The sequence below is a fragment of the Sphingomonas sp. genome, assembly GCF_029239295.1.
Classification (GTDB): domain Bacteria; phylum Pseudomonadota; class Alphaproteobacteria; order Sphingomonadales; family Sphingomonadaceae; genus Sphingomonas.
This window is the reverse complement of the sequence record NZ_JAQZBC010000012.1, coordinates 13,840-35,472: the sequence shown is the minus strand read 5'-3', so window position 1 is coordinate 35,472 and position 21,633 is coordinate 13,840. Positions and strand designations below refer to the sequence as shown.

Sequence of the window (21,633 nt, the reverse complement as noted above, 5' to 3'; positions counted from 1 at the left end):
ATCATGAGGATCGCCCGTCTCGCCGCGCCTGTCGCGCTTTCGCTTGCTACGCTTACCCTTGCCGGGCCGGCGCAGGCTGCACAACCGATTGCCGGTAAATGGCTGACCCAGGATGGCAGCGCGATCGTGCAGATTGGCCAGTGCGGCGGATCAACATGCGGGCGAATCGCCAAGGTGATCAAGGCGAAGGCGGGCGCACCGACGACCGACGTCAACAATCCCGACGCCGCGCTGCGTACCCGACCGATCGTCGGGATGCCGATCCTGACCGGGTTCAGCGATGCGGGCGACGATTGGCGCGGCCGGATCTACGACCCGCGCAACGGCAAGAGCTACAAGTCGATCGTGTCGCGCGCCGCGGACGGGTCGCTGAAGGTGAAGGGCTGCATTTCGTTCATCTGCCAGACGCAGACGTGGAAGCCGGCGTCCTGATCCACCGCTGAGTGCGGCGTTTCGGCCGCCGCTGCCCTCAGACCGGTGCAGCGTCCGCGCCGGCGCCATAATGATGCCAGGCGAAGATCGCCGCCGCGCCGCGATGTGGACGCCACGGTTCGGCCAGCGTGCGGGTCAGCTTCTCGCTCGGCCGGGTTTCGTGGCCCAGGATGCGGCCGACCCCGATCTGGACCGCCAGATCACCTGCCGGCCAGATGTCCGGCCGCCCCTCCGCGAATAGCAGGTAGATTTCGGCCGACCAGCGCCCGATCCCCTTCACCCGGGTGAGATGCGCGATGGCTTCCTCATCGTCGAGCGGCAGGTGATCGAAATCGAGCCGGCCGCTGGTCACTTCCTCGGCAAGGCTGCGCAGATAGCCCGATTTCTGCCGCGACATGCCGGCGGCGCGCAATTCCTCGTCGCTTGCCGCCGCCAGCCGCGGAAGATCGACCGGATCGCCGATGACGCCAGTCAGCTTGCGCCATATTGCGTCCGCCGCCTTCACGCTGACCTGCTGTCCCACGATGGTGCGCATCAGCGTGGCATAGCCGCGCTCGCGAATCCTGGTCGGGGGATAGCCGACGCGGGCCAGCGCCTCTCCGAAGCGCGGCTCGATCGCGGCGAGCGCATCGACGCCCTCCCGCAGCGCCGTGTCGCTCAGCCCCATTGCGGGCGGCCCGCAAGATCGGCAAGGGAACGGGCAACTTTCGGGGAGAGCAGCATGCCCAAGCTTATCGTCACTCTGCGTGACGGGGAAGAACGTGAAATCGACGGCACCGCCGGCCTGTCGGTAATGGAAGTCATTCGGGACGGCGGCATTGATGAGATCCTGGCGCTGTGCGGCGGATGCTGCAGCTGTGCGACCTGCCACATCCATGTCGACCCGGAATTTGCCACCAAATTGCCGCCGATCAGCGAGGACGAGAACGACCTGCTCGATTCCTCCGCGACGCGCGACGAATATTCGCGGCTGTCGTGCCAGCTGCCGTTCGGCCCCGAGCTGGACGGGCTGAAGGTGCGCATCGCCGAAGAGGATTGATCCCGCACGCCTTCCAGTAGCGGATCATCGAGTGACAAAAGGGGCGGGCGCCAGTGGCACCCGCCCCTTTTCCTTGTCGGCCAGCGTGAGCGCGGCTCAGCGAGCGGCGGCGGCGTACAGCGCGATCGCCGCGGCGTTCGACACGTTGAGGCTTTCCACCTTCGAGCTGATCGGCAGCTTCGCCAACTGGTCGCAATGCGCCTCCGTATTCTGGCGCATCCCCTCACCTTCGGCGCCGAGCACGATGGCAACCTTCGCCTCGCCCATCACCTGCCCCAGCGTCTGATCGGCATGGCCGGTCAGGCCGATCCGCCAGAAACCAGCCTCCGCAATCTCGTCCAGCGCGCGCGCCAGATTGACGACGCGCACCCAGGGCACGGTTTCCAGCGCGCCCGAGGCGGCACGCGCCAGCGCGCCTGATTCGGGCGGCGCGTGGCGATCCTGCGTGACGATGCCCAGCGCGTCGAACGCCGCGGCGGAGCGGAGCACCGCGCCGACATTATGCGGATCAGTGACCTGATCCAGCACGACGAGCGGGCGGCGATCGTCGCGCCCCTCCATCAACAGGTCGCCCAGCCAGATCTCATCCAGTGGATCGACCTCCGCCACCAGCCCCTGGTGCGGCGCATCGGCCGGCACCATTCGGCCAAGATCGGCGACATCGGCATAAACGACCGGCAGGTCGGATGGCAGATCGAACGGAGCAAGCGCCTCACGCGTGCCCCACAGCTTGCGCACCGTGCGATTGGGGTTGGCGAGCGCAGCCGACACGGCGTGGCGCCCCCAGAAACGGGGCCGGCCAGCCGGTGCCTGGCTGGGACGATGTCCGCGGCGTGCCATCAATTATGCTCCTCGGGATCGGGATAGGCAAAGGGATCGGTAACCGACGGCTTCGTCGGCATTGGCGGCCGCGGCAACGCCTTTTCGGCATTGGCGGCGTTCAACAGGAAAGTGGCGAGGATCGTCGAGCCCTGGCGAAGATCCTCTTCCTTCAGATGATCGAAGGTGTCGGCCGAGGAATGGTGCGCACGGCTGTTATAGTCGAGCGGATCCTGGATGAACTGGAAGCCTGGCGCCCCCACCGACTGCATGAAGACATGGTCGGTGCCGGCCGTGCGGCCGATGGCGACGGTGGACATGCCAAGGCCGCTGAACGGCGCCATCCAGCTGCGGAAGATCTCCGCCGCGGCGGGATTGTTCTCGGCATAGATGCCGCGGAACCGGCCCGAGCCATTGTCGACGTTGAAATAGGCCGCGAGGTCGTTGAACCCGGGGCGCGGGTTGATCGGCCAGCGCTTGCCCCATTCATAATAGCGGCGCTCGCCGACCAGCGGCGGATCGTTGGGGCTGCCGCGCGTCGCGAGGTTCTTCTCCACCCAGGCGAGGCTGCCGAGCAGTGCCTGCTCCTCACCGTTCCACAGCGCGAAGCGAATGGTTCGCTTCGGGCGCACGCCAAGCTTCGAGAGGATGCGTGCCGCCTCCATGATGACGGCTGTGCCGGCCGCATTGTCGCTGGCGCCATCGCCAGCGACCCAGCTGTCGAAATGCGCGCCAGCCATCACATAGCCGGCCTTCGGATCAGTGCCGGGGATTTCGGCGAAGATATTGTATGCCTGCGGGTCGCTGTCGTCGTAGCGCACGTCGCTGATGATCTCGAGCGTCGGTGCCGGGCCGGTCTTGGCGAGGCGTGCGAGGCGACGGTAATCCTCCGCCGCGATCTCGACGCCGGGCAGCGACGGCGACTTGCCGGCTTCGAACATATAGCCTTCACCGTGGACGAGCTTCCCGTCGCGATACGAGATGGTGGCATAGGCGAGCGCGCCCTCCGCCTTCAGGAAGGCGTCGCGCTGCTTCTCGAAATCGGCCTCACGCAGTTCCTTCGCATCGGCAGCGGGATCATGGCGCGGGAACCTGTATTCGCCGAGCTTCCCCAGCTCCTCGTCGGTGTAGCGGCGGAACGGCGCGCGCGTGCTTTCCGACGGCGTCCCGGGTGGCGACACGAGCACGATCTTGCCGGCGAGCTGGCCCCGATAGCGGGCGAAATCACGCGCGCTCTTCATCGGCGCCACAATGATCGGCGCGCTGAGCGTCCCCTGCGTCGGCGGCGTCCAAGCGATCGGGATCGCGGTGAGCTGGATCGGGCGCGGCGTGACCATGCGGACGCTGGAGCGGGCGATTGACCAGCCCCGGCCGAAATCGAACCCTTCCTTGCGGACGTTCTTCAGACCCCATTCGGCGAACTTGGCCTGGGTCCATGCCTCCGCCGCACGCATCTGCGGCGAATTGGTCAGCCGCGGACCAATCACGTCGGTCAGGTGCTGCGCCGTCGTCATCACCTGCGAATGGGCCAACCCCTCGTCCATGATTCGCGCTGTATCGTTGCGGTCCTGCGCGTGGACGGGTGCTGAAACCGCGATCGCGGCCAGAAGCAGATGACGCATTGGTGGTAAATCTCCTGCCCGGATGGCGTGCCGTAGCTATTCGCCCAAAAGAATGCGCGCAACCATGATGACAGTGCGTTGACAGGACCGTCTCGCTTCGGCATTGGGCGCCCTCGCTTTGACGAAGCGGCCCTGTGGAAGGGTGGCCGAGTGGTTAAAGGCAGCAGACTGTAAATCTGCCCACGCAAGTGTACACTGGTTCGAATCCAGTCCCTTCCACCATTTCCCGCATGCCGGATGAGCGCCTCTGGCGCCCGGCGGGAACTCACGGCAAACGCCATTTCCTCCTCCGGTGAAGTGCTCGCCCGCGAGGATAACCGACCGCGTCAGAAATCGCCCGACGCGTCACAAGACCTGGCCGCGCACGACGCAGCAACGCGCCCATCTGAACACCCGACGCCAGCGCACCTGTTCAATTGTTTTACAGCTTTTCCGGGCCGGATTGGCGGCGCGACGGAACGATTGTTGGCCCACGCGTTGTGTCACCATGCCTCATGAACGCATCATTGCCGTCGGCCTGCTGACCGAACGCGACCTGCGCGTGCTAGGCGAGGGTTTCAATCGTGTCTTCGCGGTCGAGGACGTACAGGACTTCGATCACCTGCTCGCGCGGCTCGACCATATTGAGGCAACACCGGGGTCACGCCCACCGCGCGAACCGCGCAAACAATAGGCGACCATTGCGACGTACGCTTGGACCCGGGCGGACTCAGCGCGACCTGCCGGGTGGTTGCCCGCCCGCTACCCTACCCAGCCCGCTGCAATCAGACGGGATCCATGCTGAGGTAGCTGGCGTCGAAATCCGCCTCCTTGCTCAGCTTCGTCCAATCCGGCACCGACACCCAGCCATTGCCATAGTCGATCAGCCCGCTGCTCTTCATGCCGCGCAGCGTGCGGTTCACATGGACCGAGGTGAGCCCGAGGATATCGGCAAGCTGTTCCTGCGTCAGTGGCAGGCGGAAGGTCGTCCGGTCGCCCAGATCGTTCTCCGCGCTGCGCGTGCCCAGTTCGCACAGCAGATGCGCGGTACGGGTTCGCGCGTCACGCCGGCCAAGGTTGATCACCCATTCGCGGAAGATCGAGGCGTCGGCGATGCTTTCCAGCAGCAGCGCCTCGGCGATGGCGGGGCGTTCCCGGGAAAGCGCGATCATCGGCGCCGGGGCGATCTCGACCACCTTGATCGGGGTCAGCGCCTGGAGGCTTTCGGTCGCGCGGCGCGACGCCGCGTGCGGCAGCGTGAGCAAATCGCCGGCGAGGTGAACCGCGACGATCTGCCGCGACCCGTTCGACAGCACGCGATGGCGATGAACATAGCCCGACACCAGGACCATCACCGACAGGTTCTGATCACCGGCGCGCGCAAGATAGCGCGCTGCGTCGTGGCGCTGCACCGTGAACGGCAGGCTCCTCAACGCCTCGCAATCGTCATCGCTCAGCGTGCAACGTCGCTGTAGCTTTTCGATGAAAAGGGTCAGCGGCGATGATGGGTGATCTTGACCCATGGAAACCCTCCTCAAGGCGCAATCCGGCGCGGATAGCATCATGCGATAAGCGCCGTCACGGATCCGGCAATATTTAATCACCCCACCCGCACGCACCAACACAGGTTATAAACCGCCACGATGTCGCTACTTTCCCTTCTTTATGTAAGCACAAGCTGCCTCCGGCTGCCCGCAGAGGAAGACCGGGTGAACGACATCGTCGCGGTGGCGCGCGCACGTAATGCGGCGCTGGAGGTGACCGGCGCGCTGATGTTCGTGGAGACCCATTTCGCGCAGGTACTGGAAGGTTCGGCGGACGCGGTGGCGACGCTGATGGACAGCATCAGGGCCGATCCCCGTCACACGAGGGTCACGCTGGTCGACACGGAATGGCTGGTGCGCCGTCGCTTCGCGCGCTGGACGATGGCTTATGCGGGGCCGCGCACGTTGGTGGAGGCGCAGGTCGCGCCGGTGCTGGCGCTCGCCGAAGGCAATGGATCGCCCTTTGCGCCGGCGGACCTGATCGCCCTGATGCTGCAGTTCGCCTCGCTCGAGGATTGATTCCGGTTCACGCTGCCGATCGGCGCGGCAGCTAACATGAGTGAATCACAAAGCGGGGCTCGCTTTCGCCGTCGCTGCGTTGGCAGTGAATGACGAAACCTTCCCCCTCTCGGCGCGCGCGCCTGGCGGCCATCGTCGTCGGGCTGATGGTGGCGATCTGGATCGTGATCTTCTTCGGCATGAACCTCAGCAGCAAGAAGACCAATGACCGCACGCCTGACATGCTGCCGCCGGCGACACGCAACGGATAAGTGGGCCAGGCACCGCGGCACCGTTGCATCGGTTGACCGGTTCAAAGGTGCGCGGTAACGGAGCGGCACGACGCCTGTTCACCGAACGGGCGGCGGCTTTGTCGGGCGGTCCAGCGGATCATCCCGACCGGGCGGGTATAGCACAATGGTAGTGCAGCAGCCTTCCAAGCTGAATACACGGGTTCGATTCCCGTTACCCGCTCCACCCTTTCCATCGCTGACCACGAACGCGAGCAGGGCGTTGCTGCGCGCAAGGCGGCGCATTCACGTCTATGTCGCTGGGCAGCTTGGCTTGGCTGTGCGGGGCGCGGTGTTGGATCGTTCGGGATCAGGCGGTCGACGATCGATGATCGCCAACCGCCCTTTTCATCCCGCTTCTCGCGGCTCAGGCCGCTTGCGGCGTCTTTCGCGCAGAGGCAGTCCAGATCTGGTCGATCGCGTCACCCAGCGCCTTGTCGAATTCGGCGTCGGTCATGCCGTGGCGCAGATCTTCGAGCAGCGCGCGGCTGAAGCTGGCGATGATGCCCTCGTTCTTGGCGAGTTCGACGCATGCCTCGGGCCGTGCGAAGCCGCCCGACAGGGCAACGACGCGCAGGACGCGGGGATGCTTCACCAGCGGCAGGAACAGGTTGGGCTTGGTCGGCAGCGACAGCTTCAGCATGACCTTGGCGTCGCCCGGCATCGCGTCGAGCGCCTTGGTGAGTTCGTCGAGCAGGATCGCGTCCGCCTCGGCGCGCTCCGGGCTCTTGATGTTCACTTCCGGCTCGATGATCGGCATCAGGCCGTGGCTGAGCACTTGCTGCGCCACCTCGAACTGCTGGGCGACGACGGCGGCAATCCCCTCGCGATTGGCGAGATTGATGACCGACCGCTCCTTGGTACCGAAGATGCCGAGCTTCGCCGCACGATCGAGCAGCGCGTCGAGATCGGGCATCGGCTTCATCAGCTGAACGCCGTTCGCCTCTTCCTCCAGACCCTTGTCGATCTTCAGGAACGGCACCACGCCGCGGTCCTGCAGCGCCTGCGGCACCGGCTTTCCACTGGCTTCACCATCCATCGTGCGTTCGAACAGGATCGCGCCGATCACCTTGTCGCCGGTGAAGGCGGGCGAGGTGATGATGCGGGTGCGCATCTGGTGGATGAGCCCGAACATCTCTTCGTCAGTCGACCAGGCGCCCTCTTCGATGCCATAGCCCTTCAGCGCCTTTGGCGTGGAGCCGCCCGACTGGTCGAGAGCGGCAATGAAGCCCTCCCCGTCAGCGATCTTGGCGGTCATCTCGGCAGGCGTCATGCACAGTCCCCTCACAGGTTTTCGTTGCAGCGCCTCATAATGGACGATCAGCCGTTTTGGCCAGTCGTGATCCTGGCTCGGCGGCGAGCAGCGCGCGCAGGCGATCGGCGATCGTCCCGGCACTGAACGGTTTTTGCACGATGTTCTCTTCCGGGACATGCGCCAGCGCCGCCAGATCGGCATAGCCGGTTACGAACACGATCGGCAGATCGGCGCGCCGTTCCAGCACGCGAGCGGCGAAATCCGCGCCGTTCATCCCCGGCATGGCGAAATCAACGACCGCAGCGTCGATGCCGGCGGCATCGCCGATCATGCTGAGCGCGGCCTGCCCCGATGCGGCCTCCACCACATGGCACCCCGCCTCGCGCAGTTCCTCCGCAGTCACGCCGCGCACCGCGTCATCGTCGTCGAGCACCAGCACTGTTCGGCCCACGACATCTACCGCGGCCTCCACCTTCTCAGCCGCCACCACCACTGGCTCCGCAAGCGTCGCGGCGCGAGGCAGGAAGACGCTGACCGTTGTGCCCACACCTGGCGTGCTGTCGATCCTGACCCCGCCGCCCGATTGCTTGGCAAAGCCGAAGACCTGCGGCAGCCCGAGCCCCGATCCCTTGCCGACCTCCTTGGTGGTGAAGAAAGGTTCGAACACCTTGGCCAGCACCTCGGGCGTCATGCCGCTGCCGGTATCGGATACGGATACGGCGACATAATCCCCTGCCGCCGGTTCCTCGCTGCGGGTGGGCTGGCCCAGTTCGACGTTGCGCGTGGTGACGGTCAACGTGCCGCCTACCGCCATCGCGTCGCGCGCGTTGATCGCCAGATTGAGGATGATGAGTTCGATCTGCGTCGGATCGACTAGCGCCGGCCACAGGCCAGGCATCCGGTCGGTTTCGATCGCGACGCCGCCGCCGAGCGTGCTTTCCAGAAGCCCCTGCATCCCGCTGACCACTTCGTTCAACGAGACGACGCGCGATTCCAGCCGCTGGCGGCGGGAGAAGGCGAGCAGCTGGCCGGTCAGCTTGGCGCCCCGTTCGGAGGCAGCGCGAACGTGCGCGATCCGCTGCCGCGTCTTTTCATCCACACCGATCTTGTCGAACGTACGCTCGATAATCGCGACATTGCCCAGAACAATCGTCAGCAGGTTGTTGAAATCATGCGCGATGCCGGAGGTCAGCTGGCCGATCGCCTCCAGCCGCTGCATCTGCGCCAGCCGCGCTTCGACCTGTTCGCGCTCCGCGATCTGTTCGGTGAGCGCAGCGGTGCGTTCCTCCACCCTTTTCTCGAGCGCCTCGCCAACCAGGTGCGCTTCCGTGACGTCGATACCGCAGCCGACATACCCCTCGAACGTGTCGCCCAGCTTGCGGGGACGCGCTTCGATATGGAACCAGCGATCGGTGCCGTCGGCGGTGCGCAGCCGGACATCGCGGGAGAAACGTGCCGGCTGCAGCAGGTGGCGACGCCCGGTCTTGACGAAAGCGGCCATGTCGTCCGGGTGGACGATACAGCCCCAGCCCTTCTCCTGCAGATCGGCCGCGTTGACGCCCAGCATGGTGCCGAACGCCTGGCTGGCAAAGATGACCTGCCCGTCGGCATCATTGATCCAGACCAGCGCCGGCAGGCTGTTCGCGAGCATCCGGAACCGTACTTCGCTTTCACGCAGCGCGTCGGCACGCCGCTCGCGCTCGGTGACGTCGATCCCTTCCACGAACACCGCGGCAACGCGCCCTTCGGCATCGGCGATCGGCTGAAACACGAAATCGAGGATGCGGTTTTCCGACGGACCATCCGCCGATCGTTGCAGCCGCACCTTGAGATTTTCGCCGCGGAATGGCGAGCCTGTGGCGACCACATTGTCGAGGATGTCGACGAACCCTTGCTGCGCCACTTCGGGCAGCGCCTCCTCCAGCGGACGACCGATCAACTCGCGATCGCCGACCAGTTGCAAGTAGGAGGAGTTGGCGAGTTCGATGATGTGCCCGGGCTCGCGCAGCACAGACATGAAGCTGGGCGCCTGATCGAACATCTGCGACAATCGCTCGCGATCCGCCATCAGGGCGCGCGCGGCGCGGACCCGCTGGGTCGTTTCGGACACGATGCACAGGACGCCGCCGGTGCTGCCGTCAGGCAGGCGGACAGCGGAATAGGAGACGTCGAAGAACACCTCCTCGCCGTATCCCGCCCGCTCGATATAAAAGGGCCGATCGCGCGCGCTGTAGGTTTCGCCGGTTTCGCGGACGTGGCGCAGCAGCGGCTCCAGATCGTCCCATAGCTCCGACCATGCCTCCCGCGCCGGCCGGCCGAGCGAGCGGGGATGCTTGTCGCCGACCGTCGCGGCGTAGGCATCGTTGTAGATCGCGCAATATTCCGGACCCCAGAACAGCACGATCTCCGCGCCCGCCGCCAGGATCGTGCTGGTCACGGCAACCAGCGTTTCAGGCCAGTGCTCGGGCGGCCCGAGCGGAGACTGCGACCAGTCGTGGGCGTTGACAAGCTGGCCCATCTGTCCGCCAGCTGCGAACAAAGCGGCGAGACGACCGTTGTGGGACGGTGGATCAACCATGATAGCTGCGTAACCCAGCCGGGCGCCGGGGCAAAGTAGATCAATCGCGGATAGCGCTAGGAAAGATACGGCTTACCAGATGCAGGCACGATTCACCTCCCTCCACCACCATCGAATGCTGCGTGTGGCGGCCGCGACGCCGATCGCGAGCGTCGGTGATGCCGCGGCCAATGCCGCGGCCGCGATTGCGCTCGCCCAGCGCGCGCATGACGAGGCGGTCGATCTGGTCGTCTTTCCCGAGCTCAGCATCACTTCCTATGCGATCGACGATCTTCACCTGCAAACGGCGCAGCAGCTGTCGACGCTGGAGGCGTTGCAGACGGTAGCGACAGCGACCGAGGGGCTGGCGCCGGTCCTGCTGGTCGGCGCGGCGCTGGTTCGCAACGGGCGGCTGTACAATTGCGCCGTGGCGATCGGCCGCGGCCGGATCCTGGGCGTAGTGCCCAAGACATTCCTGCCCAACTATCGCGAATATTACGAGAAACGTTGGTTCGCGAGCGGTGCCGGGATCACCGGTCAGACCATGACGATCGGCGCGGAGGAGGTGCCGTTTGGCACTGACCTGATCTTTGCCGCTGCCGATCTGCCGCACTTCATCTTCCACGCGGAAATCTGCGAGGATTATTGGTCGCCGACGCCGCCCTCCACCGCCGGCGCGCTGGCCGGGGCTTTGGTGTGCTGCAACCTGTCGGCGTCCAACGTCGTGATCGGCAAGTCGCGTGAGCGGGCGATGTTGTCCGCGTCGCAATCGGCACGGGCGATCTGCGCCTATGTTTATTCGGCGGCCGGTCCAGGCGAGAGCACGACCGACCTCGCATGGGACGGGCAAGGCACGATCCACGAACTGGGCGAGCTACTGGGCGAATCGACTCGCTTCGCGCTGGAGCCCGAACTGCTGATCGCTGACGTCGATTGCGAGCGCTTGATCCAGGAGCGGCTGCGCAACGGCACCTTCGGCGATGCCGCGACCTTCTCCGGCCATCCGGAAACCCGCTTTCGCCGAATCCTCTTCGATCGCCAGCCGGATTATGCCGACGTCGGCCTGAAGCGGGCGATCCGCCGCTTCCCGTTCGTTCCCGACACCCCGGCCCGGCTGGACGAGGACTGCTACGAAGCCTTCAACATTCAGGTCGAGGGTCTGCTGAAGCGCGTTGCCGCGACTGGGGTCGACAAGCTCGTTATCGGCGTGTCCGGCGGGCTCGATTCGACCCATGCGCTGATCGTCGCGGCCAAGGCGCTCGATCGGCTCGGTCGGCCACGCACCGACATTCTGGGCTTTACCATGCCCGGCTTCGCCACCAGCGAGGGAACGAAGGGCAACGCCTGGCGGCTGATGCGCGCATTGGGGATCAGCGCGGAGGAGATCGATATCCGCCCCGCCGCGCGCACCATGCTGGAAGGCATGGGGCATCCGTTCGGACGCGGCGAGCCGGTCTATGACATCGCGTTCGAAAATGTGCAGGCCGGACTTCGTACCGATTATCTGTTCCGCCTGGCCAATCAGCGCAACGGCCTGGTGGTCGGCACAGGCGACCTCAGCGAGCTGGCGCTCGGCTGGTGCACCTATGGCGTCGGCGACCATATGAGCCATTATGGCGTCAACGCCGGCGTGCCCAAGACGCTGATCCAGTTCCTGATCCGCTGGTGCATCGCGACCGATCAATATGATGCCGAGACCGACGCGGTGCTGGAGGCGATCCTGGCGCAGGAGATTTCGCCCGAGCTCGTCCCCGCCGACGAAAGCGGCGCGATGCAGAGCACGGAGGACAAGATCGGCCCTTATGCGCTGAACGACTTCTTCGCGCATTACGTGCTGCGTCACGGGCTGGCGCCATCGAAGATCGCCTTCCTCGCGTGGCACGCCTGGCGCGACATGGAGGCGGGCCGCTGGCCGATCGGCTATCCCGAGGAAGCGCGCACCAGCTACGATCTCGACACGATCAAGCTGTGGCTCGAACGTTTTCTGGTGCGCTTCTTCCGCACCAGCCAGTTCAAGCGGTCGGCGCTGCCCAATTCGCCCAAGGTTTCCGCGGGCGGCGCTGTTTCGCCGCGTGGCGACTGGCGCGCGCCGTCCGACGGAACGGCGACCGCATGGCTTGCCGAGCTCGCCGCCAATGGCCCCTGACCGCCGCGCGACGGCAACGCCGCGTTTACCCGGAGCTGGTACGCGCGGCTGATGGAGAAGCGAACGTTGGGTTGGGTGCAGGCGTTATGCCTGGGCTGCGCCTACTTCATTCTGGCGGCCGGCACCCTCAGCCTTACCCGATTCGATGGCGGGGTGGCGTTCCTGTGGGTCGCGACCGCGCTGCTGACGGCACGGCTCACGGCGCTTCCCGAGCGGGAATGGGCCGCGCCGATCGCCGCGTGCTTCACCGCCTGCGTCATTGCGTCATCGATCTGGGGCTTCGGCGGGGTGACTGCACTGCCGCTGGCGGCGGTGAACATGACGGAAAGCGCGATTGGCGCCGCATTCCTTCGCCGGTTGGTGCGCCAGCAGGAGGTGCTCAATTCACATCGTTGGCTGATCGTCTTCGTTTCGGCGAACGGGATCGCGGCGCCGCTGCTCTCCGCGCTGATGGCCGGGGCCGCGGTGTGGACGCTTCTGGGTGCACCCTTCCTCGCGAACGCGCTGCACTGGTACAGTGGCCATGCCCTCGGCACCCTGGCCTTCATGCCGATCTTCATGATGGCGATGGACGGCGAAGCGGCGCGAATGATCCAGCGGATGAAGGGGCGCAAGCTGCTGGAGCTGGCGGCGCTCCTCGTGCTGGTCGCCGTGGTCAGCGCGATCACCTTTGCACAGACCACGGTGCCGCTGCTGTTCCTGCCGATGCTGCCGATCGTCCTGGCGACGTTTCGCGGCGGCGCGCTGTCGTCGGCCGCGTCGATCGTTATCCTGACGGTGATCGGCGGTGTCGCGACGCTGAACGGCTATGGCCCCGTCACGCTCAGCGACGCGCCGATCGGCGCGCAGATGCAGTTCCTCCAGCTCTATATCGCCTGCACCATGCTGACGATCCTGCCTGCGACGGCGGAGCTTCAGCAGCGGGCGCGCCTGTTCCGCCGGTTGAGTGAAAGCGAGGCGCGCTATCGCATCCTGACCGAAAATTCGACCGACATCGTCGTCAACATCGATCGGCATGGGCGGCTTCAATTCGTTTCCGCCTCCATCCGCCAGCTCAACGGGCTCGATCCCGACGCCCTTATCGGCAAGCCGCTCAGCGCGCTGCTGAAGGGCGAGGATCTGGTGAGGTCGCAGACGCTGTTCCTCCAGATTCTGAACGATCCGGAGATGATCGCCGTCCAGGAATTTCGCGGAAGCACCCGCGAGGGCGAGGTTCGCTGGTACGAAACCCACAGCCGCGCGGTGGTGGACGACAACAAGAACGTCACCGGTGTCGTCTGTTCGGTGCGCGACGTGACTCACCGCAAGGCCGCCGAGGAACGTCTCTCCCGCGCGGCGTTGACCGATCCCCTGACCGGCCTGATCAACCGCCGCGGGCTGGACGAGGAACTGGCCAAGCGGCTGACGGCCGGCGGCGGCGGCTGTGTCGCCTTGCTCGATCTCGACTATTTCAAGCAGGTCAACGACACCTATGGCCATGCGGCGGGCGACGAGGTGCTGCGCCGTTTTGCGACGCTCGCCCGCTCCAGCATCCGCGATCAGGACATCATCGGTCGGCTCGGCGGCGAGGAGTTCGCCATTATCCTGCCCAACGCCACGATCGATCAGGCGCATCTGGTGTGTGACCGTGTGCGCCGGGCAATTGGCGACGCGCGGATGCGGGTGGATGAGAACATCATCTCGGTCACCGTCAGCGGGGGCGTTGCGACGTATCGCGATGATCAGCCTGCCGAAGAGGTGCTGCGTGCCGCCGATCGGGCGCTGTACCGCGCGAAGAACGGTGGCCGGGACCAGCTTGCCCTCGCGGCCTGATTGTCCCGCTTGCCTGATCGCGCGTCCCCCGACACTGTAGATCCATACCAACAGACAAACGGGAGAGCGGTGCGCATGGCTGATCAGGATCCATCGGTGCATGAACTGAGCCGCACGCTGGGGCTGGTCAGGATCGTCGAGATGAACCCCGAAGGGCGCGCGACGCTGGAATATCAGGCGGGCAACCACATGTGCCATTCGGGCGGCGTCGTGCAGGGCGGGTTCGTCACCGGCTGGATCGACGCAGCCATGGCGCATGCCGCCATCGCGATGGGCGGACCGGACGTGTCGCCCATGACGCTGGAACTGAAGGTCAGCTTCTTCGCCCCTGCCCGTCCCGGGCTAGTGATTGCCGAGGGGTGGGTCGAGCGTCGCGGGCGGAGCACCTGTTTCTTCGAAGGGCGCCTGACCGACAGCAACGGCAAGGTGCTGGCGAAGGCCAGCTCGACGCTGATGCTGGCATCGCGCGAGCGGGTGGAGCAGGCGGCGAAAAAGGCGGTGGGCTGACCCGAGCGCCAGCCCCCCGACCGGGAAGCGTTAAGCGTTTCGCGCCATCAGCCCGCCGTCGACCGGAATGATCGCACCGGTGACAAACCCGGCGGCGGGCGCGCACAGGCTGGCGGTCATGAAGGCCACTTCCTCCGGCAAGCCATAGCGCCGCAGCGCCGTTCGTCGCGCCGCGTAAACCTGCTTCGCTTCATCCGGAATGCCCTGGGTCATGCCGGTTTCGACCGGTCCCGGGCAGATGCAGTTGACCGTGATACCGGACTTGCCAAGCTCGACCGCCAGGCTCCGGGTTAGGCCAATGACCCCCGCCTTTGCCGCGGAATAGGCACTGAAACCGGCTGTCGCACCCAATCCCTCGGTCGACGCGATGTTGACGATCCGCGGGTTTGCGGCCTTGCGCAGATAAGGCAGGGCAGCGCGGATCATCCGCTGCTGCGCGGTGAGCAGTATTGACAGATGCCGGTCCCATTGCGCCTCATAGCCATCATCGTCGATCGGCAGATTGGCGGAAATGCCGGCGTTGTTGACGATGATGGACAGGTCACCGAACGCCGCCGCGCTTTCCTCCACCACGCGCTGGATCGCTGCGGGATCGGAGACGTCGCACGACCACGCCTGGGCTGACAGGCCCTCGGCCAGGATTTCGTCCGCCACCGCCTGGGCGCTCGCGAGGGTCACGTCCGTCACAGCGACCTTCGCCCCGGCGCGCGCGAGCAGGATGGCGGTAGCCCGTCCCATGCCGCTGCCGGCGCCGGTCACGATTGCCCCCGCCCCGTCGAGCCGCGAAGTTACCGCTGGAATAGGTCGCATCATCTCTCTCCCTTGCCGCTATCGAATCGGCTTGGAGACAGCGTTACGGGAAATGTCGGGCGGCTTGAACGCCCGGCGCGACCACGCGGGCGTTCAGCGCAGCCTCTGGGGGCCCCTTGGCTACTTCAGCCAGCCGTTGGTGAAGGAGGCGCGCTGGAGGCCGCGGCGGAGCACCGGCGACTGGCGCATCACCTTCCACACGAACTCGTCACGATAATTGCCCGCCTGGATGATGACCGGTGCCTGCCCCATCGCCAGGTAATCCCGTGCGACCCAGCCGTTTTCCGCACTGACCGTACCCGACGACACCTTTTCATCGGTGTAGCGGAAGCTGCGGTTGAACGCGCCGAGCAGCCCGTATTCGCGGTACAATCCCGGCACCGATGCCAGCGCGCGCGCGGCAGGGATCACGATCTCCGACGCGAACGGCAGGCTGCCCAGCGCCGCCGTTGCGGCGATCGTGCCATCGTCGCGTTCACCAGGCTGATCAAGCGGCCCGCGCGGGCCATAGCCGAAGAACGTCCGCTTCTCGCCCTTGAACGGCAGGGCGAACGCGCCAGGCCCCTCGCATTCGGCGATGCCCCACAGGTCGCCGGAATAGCCGTCCCACTTCATCGGGTTGCTGATGCAATAGGCACGGTTGGCATAGGTCGCCCGGCGGCTGTTCTCGTGATAGTCGAACCCGGCGCCGCGCATCACCGTGTCGCGGATGCCGCGAAAGTCGATCCACATGTGGCTGTGCTGATGCCCCGACAGCGGGCCATAGGCGAGGTGGCGTGTTTCGCCCTCGCCCCGCCAGAACCGCACATAGGGCGCGCACCACGCCTCCCACGCACCGTCCTCCGCCGGATGCCGGCCGGAGCCGAGCGCCAGGAGGACCGCCGCCATGCCGTTGCCATAGCCCTCGACGCCTTCCTTGCTGAACCCACCCTCCGGGCGCCAGCTGCGCGCGATGGTGGACCCGCCGTTCTGCATCCACAGCCATTCGGCGCGATCCGCGATGTCGACGCCCAGCCGCCGGATCTCCTGCTCCTCGGGCGTGTCCCCGGTCCACCATGCCGCGGCGAACAACATGCCCATGTTGAGCAAGGCGGTGTCGATGCTGGAAAGCTCCGCCTTGCCGCGCCGCAGCCCCGTCTTCATGTCGAGCGAGCGATAGAAGAAGCCGCGATTGCCGCTGACGTCGGTCGCAGCATCGCCTTGCGGCGCGGTGTCGAAGAACCGCAGCGTGGCCAGCGTCAGGTCCCGCGCCAGCTCGCGCTTGATCCATCCCCGCGCGACGGCAATCGGCCAGATCGTCAGCGCACATCCGACCGCCGCGACGCTGGCGCCGCTGGGCGACGGCCAGCGCTCAGGAACCAGCCCGTTGCGCGGGTTCACCGTGTCCCGGAAATAGCGGAAGGTACGATACTCGATCTCGGCGTAGAAATCCGGCAGTGGCAACGAGGGTGCCTTTGCCCCGATCGCCAGCGGCACCGCCGGATCCTTGCATCCCGCCACCACCCCCGCGAGCCCGAGCGACGCGTTCGCGAGAAACAGGCGACGATCAAGCATTCATGACTCCGTTACGGTGGTGCCGCGCACGACCAGTTCAGGGGTGATCCATTCATCGGCCGCGCCCGCGTCGCAACCCTCCAACGCATCGATCAGCCGCGCCGCCGCACGCGCACCCACCGCCGTCATGTGTACCCGGATGGTCGTCAGCGACAGATAACCGGCGAGCGGCACGTCGTCGAAGCCGCAGACGGCCACGTCCTGTGGCACGGCGCGGCCCGCCTGCCGCAAGGCGCGAAGCGCCCCGACTGCCATCAGATCGTTGCCGGCAAAGATCGCATCATAGGCAACGCCGTCGTCCTGCAGTCGAGCGACCGCCGCTTCCCCCGATGGTTCGGTAAAGTCGCCCGGAACGACAATCAGCTCGATATCCTCTGGCAAAGCGGCTCGGAAACCGTCCAACCGTTCCTGCGCGTCGGTGTTCCCGACAGGGCCGGTGACATGAACGATCCGCTGGCGCCCGATCGCGACCAGATGATGCGCCATCGCCTCCGCCCCGGCGCGATTGTCGATGCGGAGGCTGACGCCGCCGTGCGCCGAGGGTGTGTTGATCATCACCGTGGGCAAACTGGCCGGCAGCAGGTCCGCGGTAGCGACCGGATCGGCATAGGGCGCCAACACCACCAGCCCGTCGACCCGCCCGCGCATGGTGCGCAGCGCCTTGGCCGCATGGTCGCGATCGGCATGGATGTTGGAGAGCAGCAAGTGGTAGCCGCGCGCGCTCGCCTCCCGGTCGAGCCCGCGCACCAGTTCCGAAAAGAATTCGCCATGCAGATCGGGTAGAACGACGCCGATCGCGTTGGTCCGCGCGAGGCTGAGGCTGCGCGCGCCCGCATGCGGAACATAGCCCAGCTCCTTCGCCGCAGCGAGGACACGCGCGCGCGTGTCGGGGTGGACATTCGCCAGCCCGTTCAGCGCACGCGATACCGATGCCACCGACACTTCGGCCAACCGCGCCACATCGCGGATCGTAGCTCCGGCCATCGCTCGTCCCCCCAAACTTGCAACTTGATCGAGCGACCGTCTACGTAACCGGTTACAACCGCGTCAACGCCAATCCACAACGACCGAACGGGCGAGCGCTCTCCCGATCGAGGCGGACGATGGCGCTGTCCTGCACGTCGGCGCAGCCGGTTACCCTGACGCCCAGTCGCGCCGGCGGATCCCCTGCGCCCACAACAGTGCCGTCAGATCATTATGATCGATCCGGGCCCCTGCCGCCGCCGCGACGATCGGCTTGGCATGATACGCAACGCCCAGCCCAGCGATGTTGATCATCGCCAGATCGTTCGCGCCATCACCGACCGCGAGCGTCGCCGCATCGGCGAGGGCGAGCGCGGCGCGCGCGTCACGCAGTGTCCGCTCCTTGGTGGCGGAATCGACGATCGGCTTGGCAACCGTGCCGGTCAACGCGCCGTCAGCGACGATCAGCTGGTTGGCGATCACCCGATCGAAACCGATCTGTGCGCCGACCGGATCGGCAAAGGCGGTGAAGCCGCCAGATACCAGGACCGTGGTCGCGCCCCGTGCGCGCATCGTGCGAACCAGCGTGACCGCGCCCGGCATCAACCGGACCCGCTCATCGCGGCACCGGTCAATCGCGCCGGCGTCCAGCCCGCGTAACAGCGCGACGCGCGCATCGAGCGCGGCGGCAAAATCCAGCTCGCCGCGCATTGCGGCCTCGGTGATCTCGGCGATCTGTGGCTTCAGCCCGGCGTAGTCGGCCAGCTCGTCGATGCATTCGACGGTGATCATGGTCGAATCCATGTCGGCGACCAGCAGGCGCTTTTCGCGTCCTTCGATGGGCTGAACGACGACATCCACCCCGTCCCCGCCGCCTTCCAGCGCCGCGCGTGCGGCCGACGGCTGTCCGGCGAACTGAATGTCCGCGGCATCACCCTCATCAAGCCATTCGACTACCCCCGGCATGCAGCCGGCGTCCGTCAGCCGGGCGACGGCATCCGCCAGGGTCTGGGGCGACAGGCGCCCTGCTGCTATCAGCGTTGCGGTGAACAAACGGCACTCCCTTCCGACGCTGGCGCTCATTGCAGGGCCGACGGCCAGCGGCAAGTCGTCGCTGGCGCTCGCGCTCGCCGAACGAACCGGCGGCGTCATCATCAATGCGGACGCCAGCCAGGTCTATCGCGACCTATCGGTCATCACGGCGCGTCCCCCTGCGAGCGATGAGGCGCGCGCCGAGCATCAGCTCTACGGCTATGTCGACGGGGCAGAGGCATGGTCGGCGGTTCGCTGGGCCGAGGACGCACGCGCGGCGGTGGGTCGGGCGCATGCCGCCGGCCGCCTGCCGATCCTGACCGGGGGGACAGGGCTGTATATCCGCACACTGCTCGACGGCATTGCCCCGGTGCCGGAAATCGACCCGGCCATTCGCGAGGCGGTTCGCGCGCTCCCCGTGACTAAGGCACAGGCGGAGCTGGCCGTGCTGGACCCTGCCGCGGCGCAGCGGCTGGCGCCCGGCGATACGGCGCGGATCGCGCGCGCGCTGGAGGTGGTCCGCTCGACCGGTCGGACGCTTGCGCAATGGCAGGCGAGGCGCGCCGGCGGGATCGGCGGCGCTGTGACGCTGGCCCCCTTGATCGTGCTGCCTGACCGCGATCTGCTGAACCACCGCATTGATGCGCGGGTCGAGACGATGTTCGGGGATGGCGCGGTGGAAGAAGTCGCAGCGCTGCTCGCCCGCGACGATGTTGATCCTGCCGCGCCGGTTCGCCGAGCGATCGGCGTCGAAGACGTTGCCGCCATGCTCGCCGGCACCCTGTCGCGCGACGAAGCAAAGGAGCGGGTGGCCCTTTCCACGCGGCGTTACGCCAAGCGCCAATACACGTGGTTTCGGCATCAACCGCCGTCGGAATGGCCGCGAACCTCCAAAGCCTTGCCGATCGATCTGGAATATTATTTCAATACTCTGCCTTGACGCGCAACTTTTGCGATCGTAGCGCCCCCGTTCGCCCGCTCCTCCGGGCGTGTACGTAGAGAAAGGAATTTGAACGTGACTGAGAAAAGCGGAGCAGACATCCTGGTCGAGGCGCTGTGCGATCTCGGCGTGGACGTCATCTTCGGCTATCCTGGCGGCGCGGTACTACCGATTTACGACGCTCTTTTCCGGTCCAAGCGAATTCGTCACATTCTTGTACGTCACGAGCAGGCGGCAACGCACGCGGCGGAGGGCTATGCCCGCTCCACCGGAAAGCCGGGTGTGGTGCTGGTCACCTCCGGGCCGGGCGCGACCAATGCCGTTACCGGCATCACCGATGCGCTGCTGGATTCGATCCCGATGGTCGTGATCACCGGCCAGGTGCCTACCGCATTGATCGGATCGGACGCCTTTCAGGAGGCCGATACCGTCGGCATCACGCGCCACTGCACAAAGCATAATTACCTGGTGAAGGACCCCTCGCTGCTGGGCGGCGTGATTCATGAGGCGTTCCACATCGCGACCTCCGGCCGCCCGGGCCCGGTGGTGGTCGATATTCCCAAGGACGTGCAGGTCGCGACCGCCAGCTATACCAAGCCCGGTCCGATCCAGCACAAGACGTATCGTCCCGCGCTGAAGGCTGACCGAAGCGAGATCGAGCAGGTCGTGGACATGCTCGGCGCTGCCGAGCGGCCGATCTTCTACACCGGCGGCGGCGTGATCAACGCCGGTCCCGCGGCGTCGCAGCTGCTGATCGAGCTGGCGCGGGTCACCGGTGCTCCGGTCACCTCGACGTTGATGGGCCTGGGCGCCCTGCCCGCCACCTCGCCGCAATGGCTGGGGATGCTGGGCATGCACGGCACCTATGAAGCCAATATGGCGATGAATCAGGCCGACCTGATCGTCGCGATCGGCGCGCGCTTCGACGATCGCGTCACAGGCCGGCTCGATGCTTTCTCGCCGAACAGCCGCAAGGTGCACATCGACATCGACCGGTCGAGCATCAATAAGACCGTGCGCATTGATCTGGGCATTGTCGCCGACGCTGGCCATGCGATGGAAGACATGCTGCGCATCTGGAAGGCGCGGCAGCATCCCAAACCCGACACGCGCGAGTGGTGGCGCCGAATCGAGGGATGGCGCGCGGTCCAGTGCCTGAACTTCCCAAAGAGCGATGACGTCATCATGCCGCAGCGCGCCGTGCGTGCGCTGTGGGAGGCGACGCATATGCGCGAGCCGATCATCACCACCGAGGTCGGCCAGCACCAGATGTGGGCCGCGCAGCATTTCGGGTTTGAAAAACCGAACAAGTGGCTGACGTCCGGCGGCCTTGGCACGATGGGCTATGGCCTGCCCGCGGCGATCGGGGCGCAGCTCGGGAATCCGAATGCGCTGGTGATCGATATCGCCGGCGAAGCATCGATCCAGATGAACATCCAGGAACTGGCGACGGCAACACAATATCGCCTGCCGGTGAAGGTCTTCATCCTCAACAATGAATATATGGGGATGGTCCGCCAGTGGCAGGAGCTCACCTATGAGAGCCGCTATGCCGAAAGCTATTCGGATTCGCTGCCCGATTTCGTGAAGCTGGCGGAGGCCTATGGCTGGAAGGGTATCCGCATCGAGCACCCCGATCAGCTCGAGGACGGCATTGCCGCCATGCTCGCGCATGACGGGCCTGTGATGGTGGATTGCATGGTGGCGAAGCTCGCCAACTGCTTCCCGATGATCCCCAGCGGTGCTGCCCATACGGACATGATCCTTCAGGCGAACGAAGTGTCGGGCACGATGGACGATGAGGCCAAGGCGCTCGTCTGAGCGCCCCCTCCCT

At 66.0% G+C, this 21,633-nt stretch carries 20 protein-coding genes and 2 tRNA genes; 12 read left to right on the top strand and 10 right to left on the bottom strand.

The features are described from left to right. Positions 1-3 precede the first annotated feature (3 nt). A complete protein-coding gene (locus K0S66_RS12310) occupies positions 4-432 on the top strand; it encodes a DUF2147 domain-containing protein (RefSeq protein WP_301075726.1) in 429 nt (142 codons plus the stop codon). 37 nt (positions 433-469) lie between these two features. Here the strand turns inward: K0S66_RS12310 and K0S66_RS12305 are convergent, their stop codons facing one another. Next, positions 470-1,099, bottom strand: a complete 630-nt coding sequence (locus tag K0S66_RS12305) for a DNA-3-methyladenine glycosylase (protein WP_301075724.1) — start codon at positions 1,097-1,099, stop codon at positions 470-472. 54 nt (positions 1,100-1,153) lie between these two features. Between K0S66_RS12305 and K0S66_RS12300 the strand changes: the two genes are divergently transcribed. Beyond that, a complete protein-coding gene (locus K0S66_RS12300; RefSeq protein WP_301075723.1) occupies positions 1,154-1,471 on the top strand; it encodes a 2Fe-2S iron-sulfur cluster-binding protein in 318 nt (105 codons plus the stop codon). Positions 1,472-1,567: 96 nt separating this feature from the next. On the opposite strand, the gene rlmB is transcribed toward K0S66_RS12300, so the two are convergent. Together rlmB and K0S66_RS12290 are read right to left on the bottom strand one after the other, a co-directional pair. Next, the gene (rlmB, locus tag K0S66_RS12295) at positions 1,568-2,311 is read right to left on the bottom strand and encodes a 23S rRNA (guanosine(2251)-2'-O)-methyltransferase RlmB (RefSeq protein ID WP_301075722.1); all 744 of its coding nucleotides are present in this window, start codon (positions 2,309-2,311) and stop codon (positions 1,568-1,570) included. Continuing rightward, positions 2,311-3,912: a M20/M25/M40 family metallo-hydrolase gene (locus K0S66_RS12290; protein ID WP_301075720.1), complete on the bottom strand. Its 1,602-nt coding sequence runs from the start codon at positions 3,910-3,912 to the stop codon at positions 2,311-2,313. The genes rlmB and K0S66_RS12290 overlap by 1 nt, the downstream gene beginning before the upstream one ends. A gap of 136 nt (positions 3,913-4,048) precedes the next feature. Here K0S66_RS12290 and K0S66_RS12285 point away from each other — a divergent pair. Both K0S66_RS12285 and K0S66_RS12280 read left to right on the top strand, forming a co-directional pair. After that, positions 4,049-4,134 (top strand) — tRNA-Tyr (locus tag K0S66_RS12285). Between the two features lie 265 nt (positions 4,135-4,399). Then, the gene (locus K0S66_RS12280) at positions 4,400-4,585 is read left to right on the top strand and encodes a hypothetical protein (protein ID WP_301075718.1); all 186 of its coding nucleotides are present in this window, start codon (positions 4,400-4,402) and stop codon (positions 4,583-4,585) included. Between the two features lie 91 nt (positions 4,586-4,676). Here K0S66_RS12280 and K0S66_RS12275 read toward each other — a convergent pair whose 3' ends face one another. Next, positions 4,677-5,414, bottom strand: coding sequence for a Crp/Fnr family transcriptional regulator (locus K0S66_RS12275; RefSeq protein WP_301075717.1), 738 nt, complete (start codon positions 5,412-5,414; stop codon positions 4,677-4,679). 120 nt (positions 5,415-5,534) lie between these two features. Here K0S66_RS12275 and K0S66_RS12270 point away from each other — a divergent pair, with 120 nt between their 5' ends. From K0S66_RS12270 to K0S66_RS12260, 3 genes are all read left to right on the top strand, one after another. Then, on the top strand, positions 5,535-5,954 hold the full coding sequence (locus tag K0S66_RS12270; protein ID WP_301075715.1) for a BLUF domain-containing protein: 420 nt from the start codon (positions 5,535-5,537) through the stop codon (positions 5,952-5,954). Positions 5,955-6,043: 89 nt separating this feature from the next. Continuing rightward, positions 6,044-6,205, top strand: coding sequence for a hypothetical protein (locus tag K0S66_RS12265; protein ID WP_301075713.1), 162 nt, complete (start codon positions 6,044-6,046; stop codon positions 6,203-6,205). A gap of 131 nt (positions 6,206-6,336) precedes the next feature. Next, a tRNA-Gly gene (locus tag K0S66_RS12260) sits at positions 6,337-6,410 on the top strand. A 180-nt stretch (positions 6,411-6,590) separates the two neighbouring features. On the opposite strand, the gene K0S66_RS12255 is transcribed toward K0S66_RS12260, so the two are convergent. Then, a complete protein-coding gene (locus K0S66_RS12255; protein WP_301075711.1) occupies positions 6,591-7,496 on the bottom strand; it encodes a fructose bisphosphate aldolase in 906 nt (301 codons plus the stop codon). 34 nt (positions 7,497-7,530) lie between these two features. Further along, a complete protein-coding gene (locus K0S66_RS12250; RefSeq protein WP_301075710.1) occupies positions 7,531-9,996 on the bottom strand; it encodes a PAS domain-containing protein in 2,466 nt (821 codons plus the stop codon). 139 nt (positions 9,997-10,135) lie between these two features. Between K0S66_RS12250 and K0S66_RS12245 the strand changes: the two genes are divergently transcribed. From K0S66_RS12245 to K0S66_RS12235, 3 genes are all read left to right on the top strand, one after another. Then, entirely contained in the window at positions 10,136-12,181 is a 2,046-nt protein-coding gene (locus K0S66_RS12245; RefSeq protein ID WP_301075709.1) for an NAD(+) synthase, read from the top strand. Positions 12,182-12,232: 51 nt separating this feature from the next. Next, complete coding sequence (locus K0S66_RS12240; protein WP_301075707.1) at positions 12,233-13,993, top strand: sensor domain-containing diguanylate cyclase; 1,761 nt, start codon at positions 12,233-12,235, stop codon at positions 13,991-13,993. Between the two features lie 75 nt (positions 13,994-14,068). Then, positions 14,069-14,500 carry a PaaI family thioesterase gene (locus K0S66_RS12235; RefSeq protein ID WP_301075706.1) on the top strand — a complete coding sequence of 144 codons (432 nt, stop codon included), beginning with the start codon at positions 14,069-14,071 and terminating at the stop codon, positions 14,498-14,500. A 30-nt stretch (positions 14,501-14,530) separates the two neighbouring features. Here K0S66_RS12235 and K0S66_RS12230 read toward each other — a convergent pair whose 3' ends face one another. From K0S66_RS12230 to serB, 4 genes are all read right to left on the bottom strand, one after another. Next, entirely contained in the window at positions 14,531-15,310 is a 780-nt protein-coding gene (locus K0S66_RS12230) for an SDR family NAD(P)-dependent oxidoreductase (RefSeq protein ID WP_301075705.1), read from the bottom strand. Positions 15,311-15,430: 120 nt separating this feature from the next. Beyond that, on the bottom strand, positions 15,431-16,864 hold the full coding sequence (locus K0S66_RS12225; RefSeq protein ID WP_301075704.1) for a glucoamylase family protein: 1,434 nt from the start codon (positions 16,862-16,864) through the stop codon (positions 15,431-15,433). Beyond that, complete coding sequence (locus tag K0S66_RS12220) at positions 16,865-17,848, bottom strand: LacI family DNA-binding transcriptional regulator (RefSeq protein ID WP_301075703.1); 984 nt, start codon at positions 17,846-17,848, stop codon at positions 16,865-16,867. Between the two features lie 150 nt (positions 17,849-17,998). Further along, positions 17,999-18,880, bottom strand: coding sequence for a phosphoserine phosphatase SerB (serB, locus tag K0S66_RS12215; RefSeq protein ID WP_301075701.1), 882 nt, complete (start codon positions 18,878-18,880; stop codon positions 17,999-18,001). Between serB and miaA the strand changes: the two genes are divergently transcribed. Both miaA and K0S66_RS12205 read left to right on the top strand, forming a co-directional pair. Then, positions 18,873-19,799, top strand: a complete 927-nt coding sequence (gene miaA / locus K0S66_RS12210) for a tRNA (adenosine(37)-N6)-dimethylallyltransferase MiaA (protein WP_301075700.1) — start codon at positions 18,873-18,875, stop codon at positions 19,797-19,799. The two genes, serB and miaA, sit on opposite strands and share 8 nt — an antisense overlap. 75 nt (positions 19,800-19,874) lie before the next feature. Then, a complete protein-coding gene (locus tag K0S66_RS12205; protein ID WP_301075699.1) occupies positions 19,875-21,620 on the top strand; it encodes an acetolactate synthase 3 large subunit in 1,746 nt (581 codons plus the stop codon). Positions 21,621-21,633 lie beyond the last annotated feature (13 nt).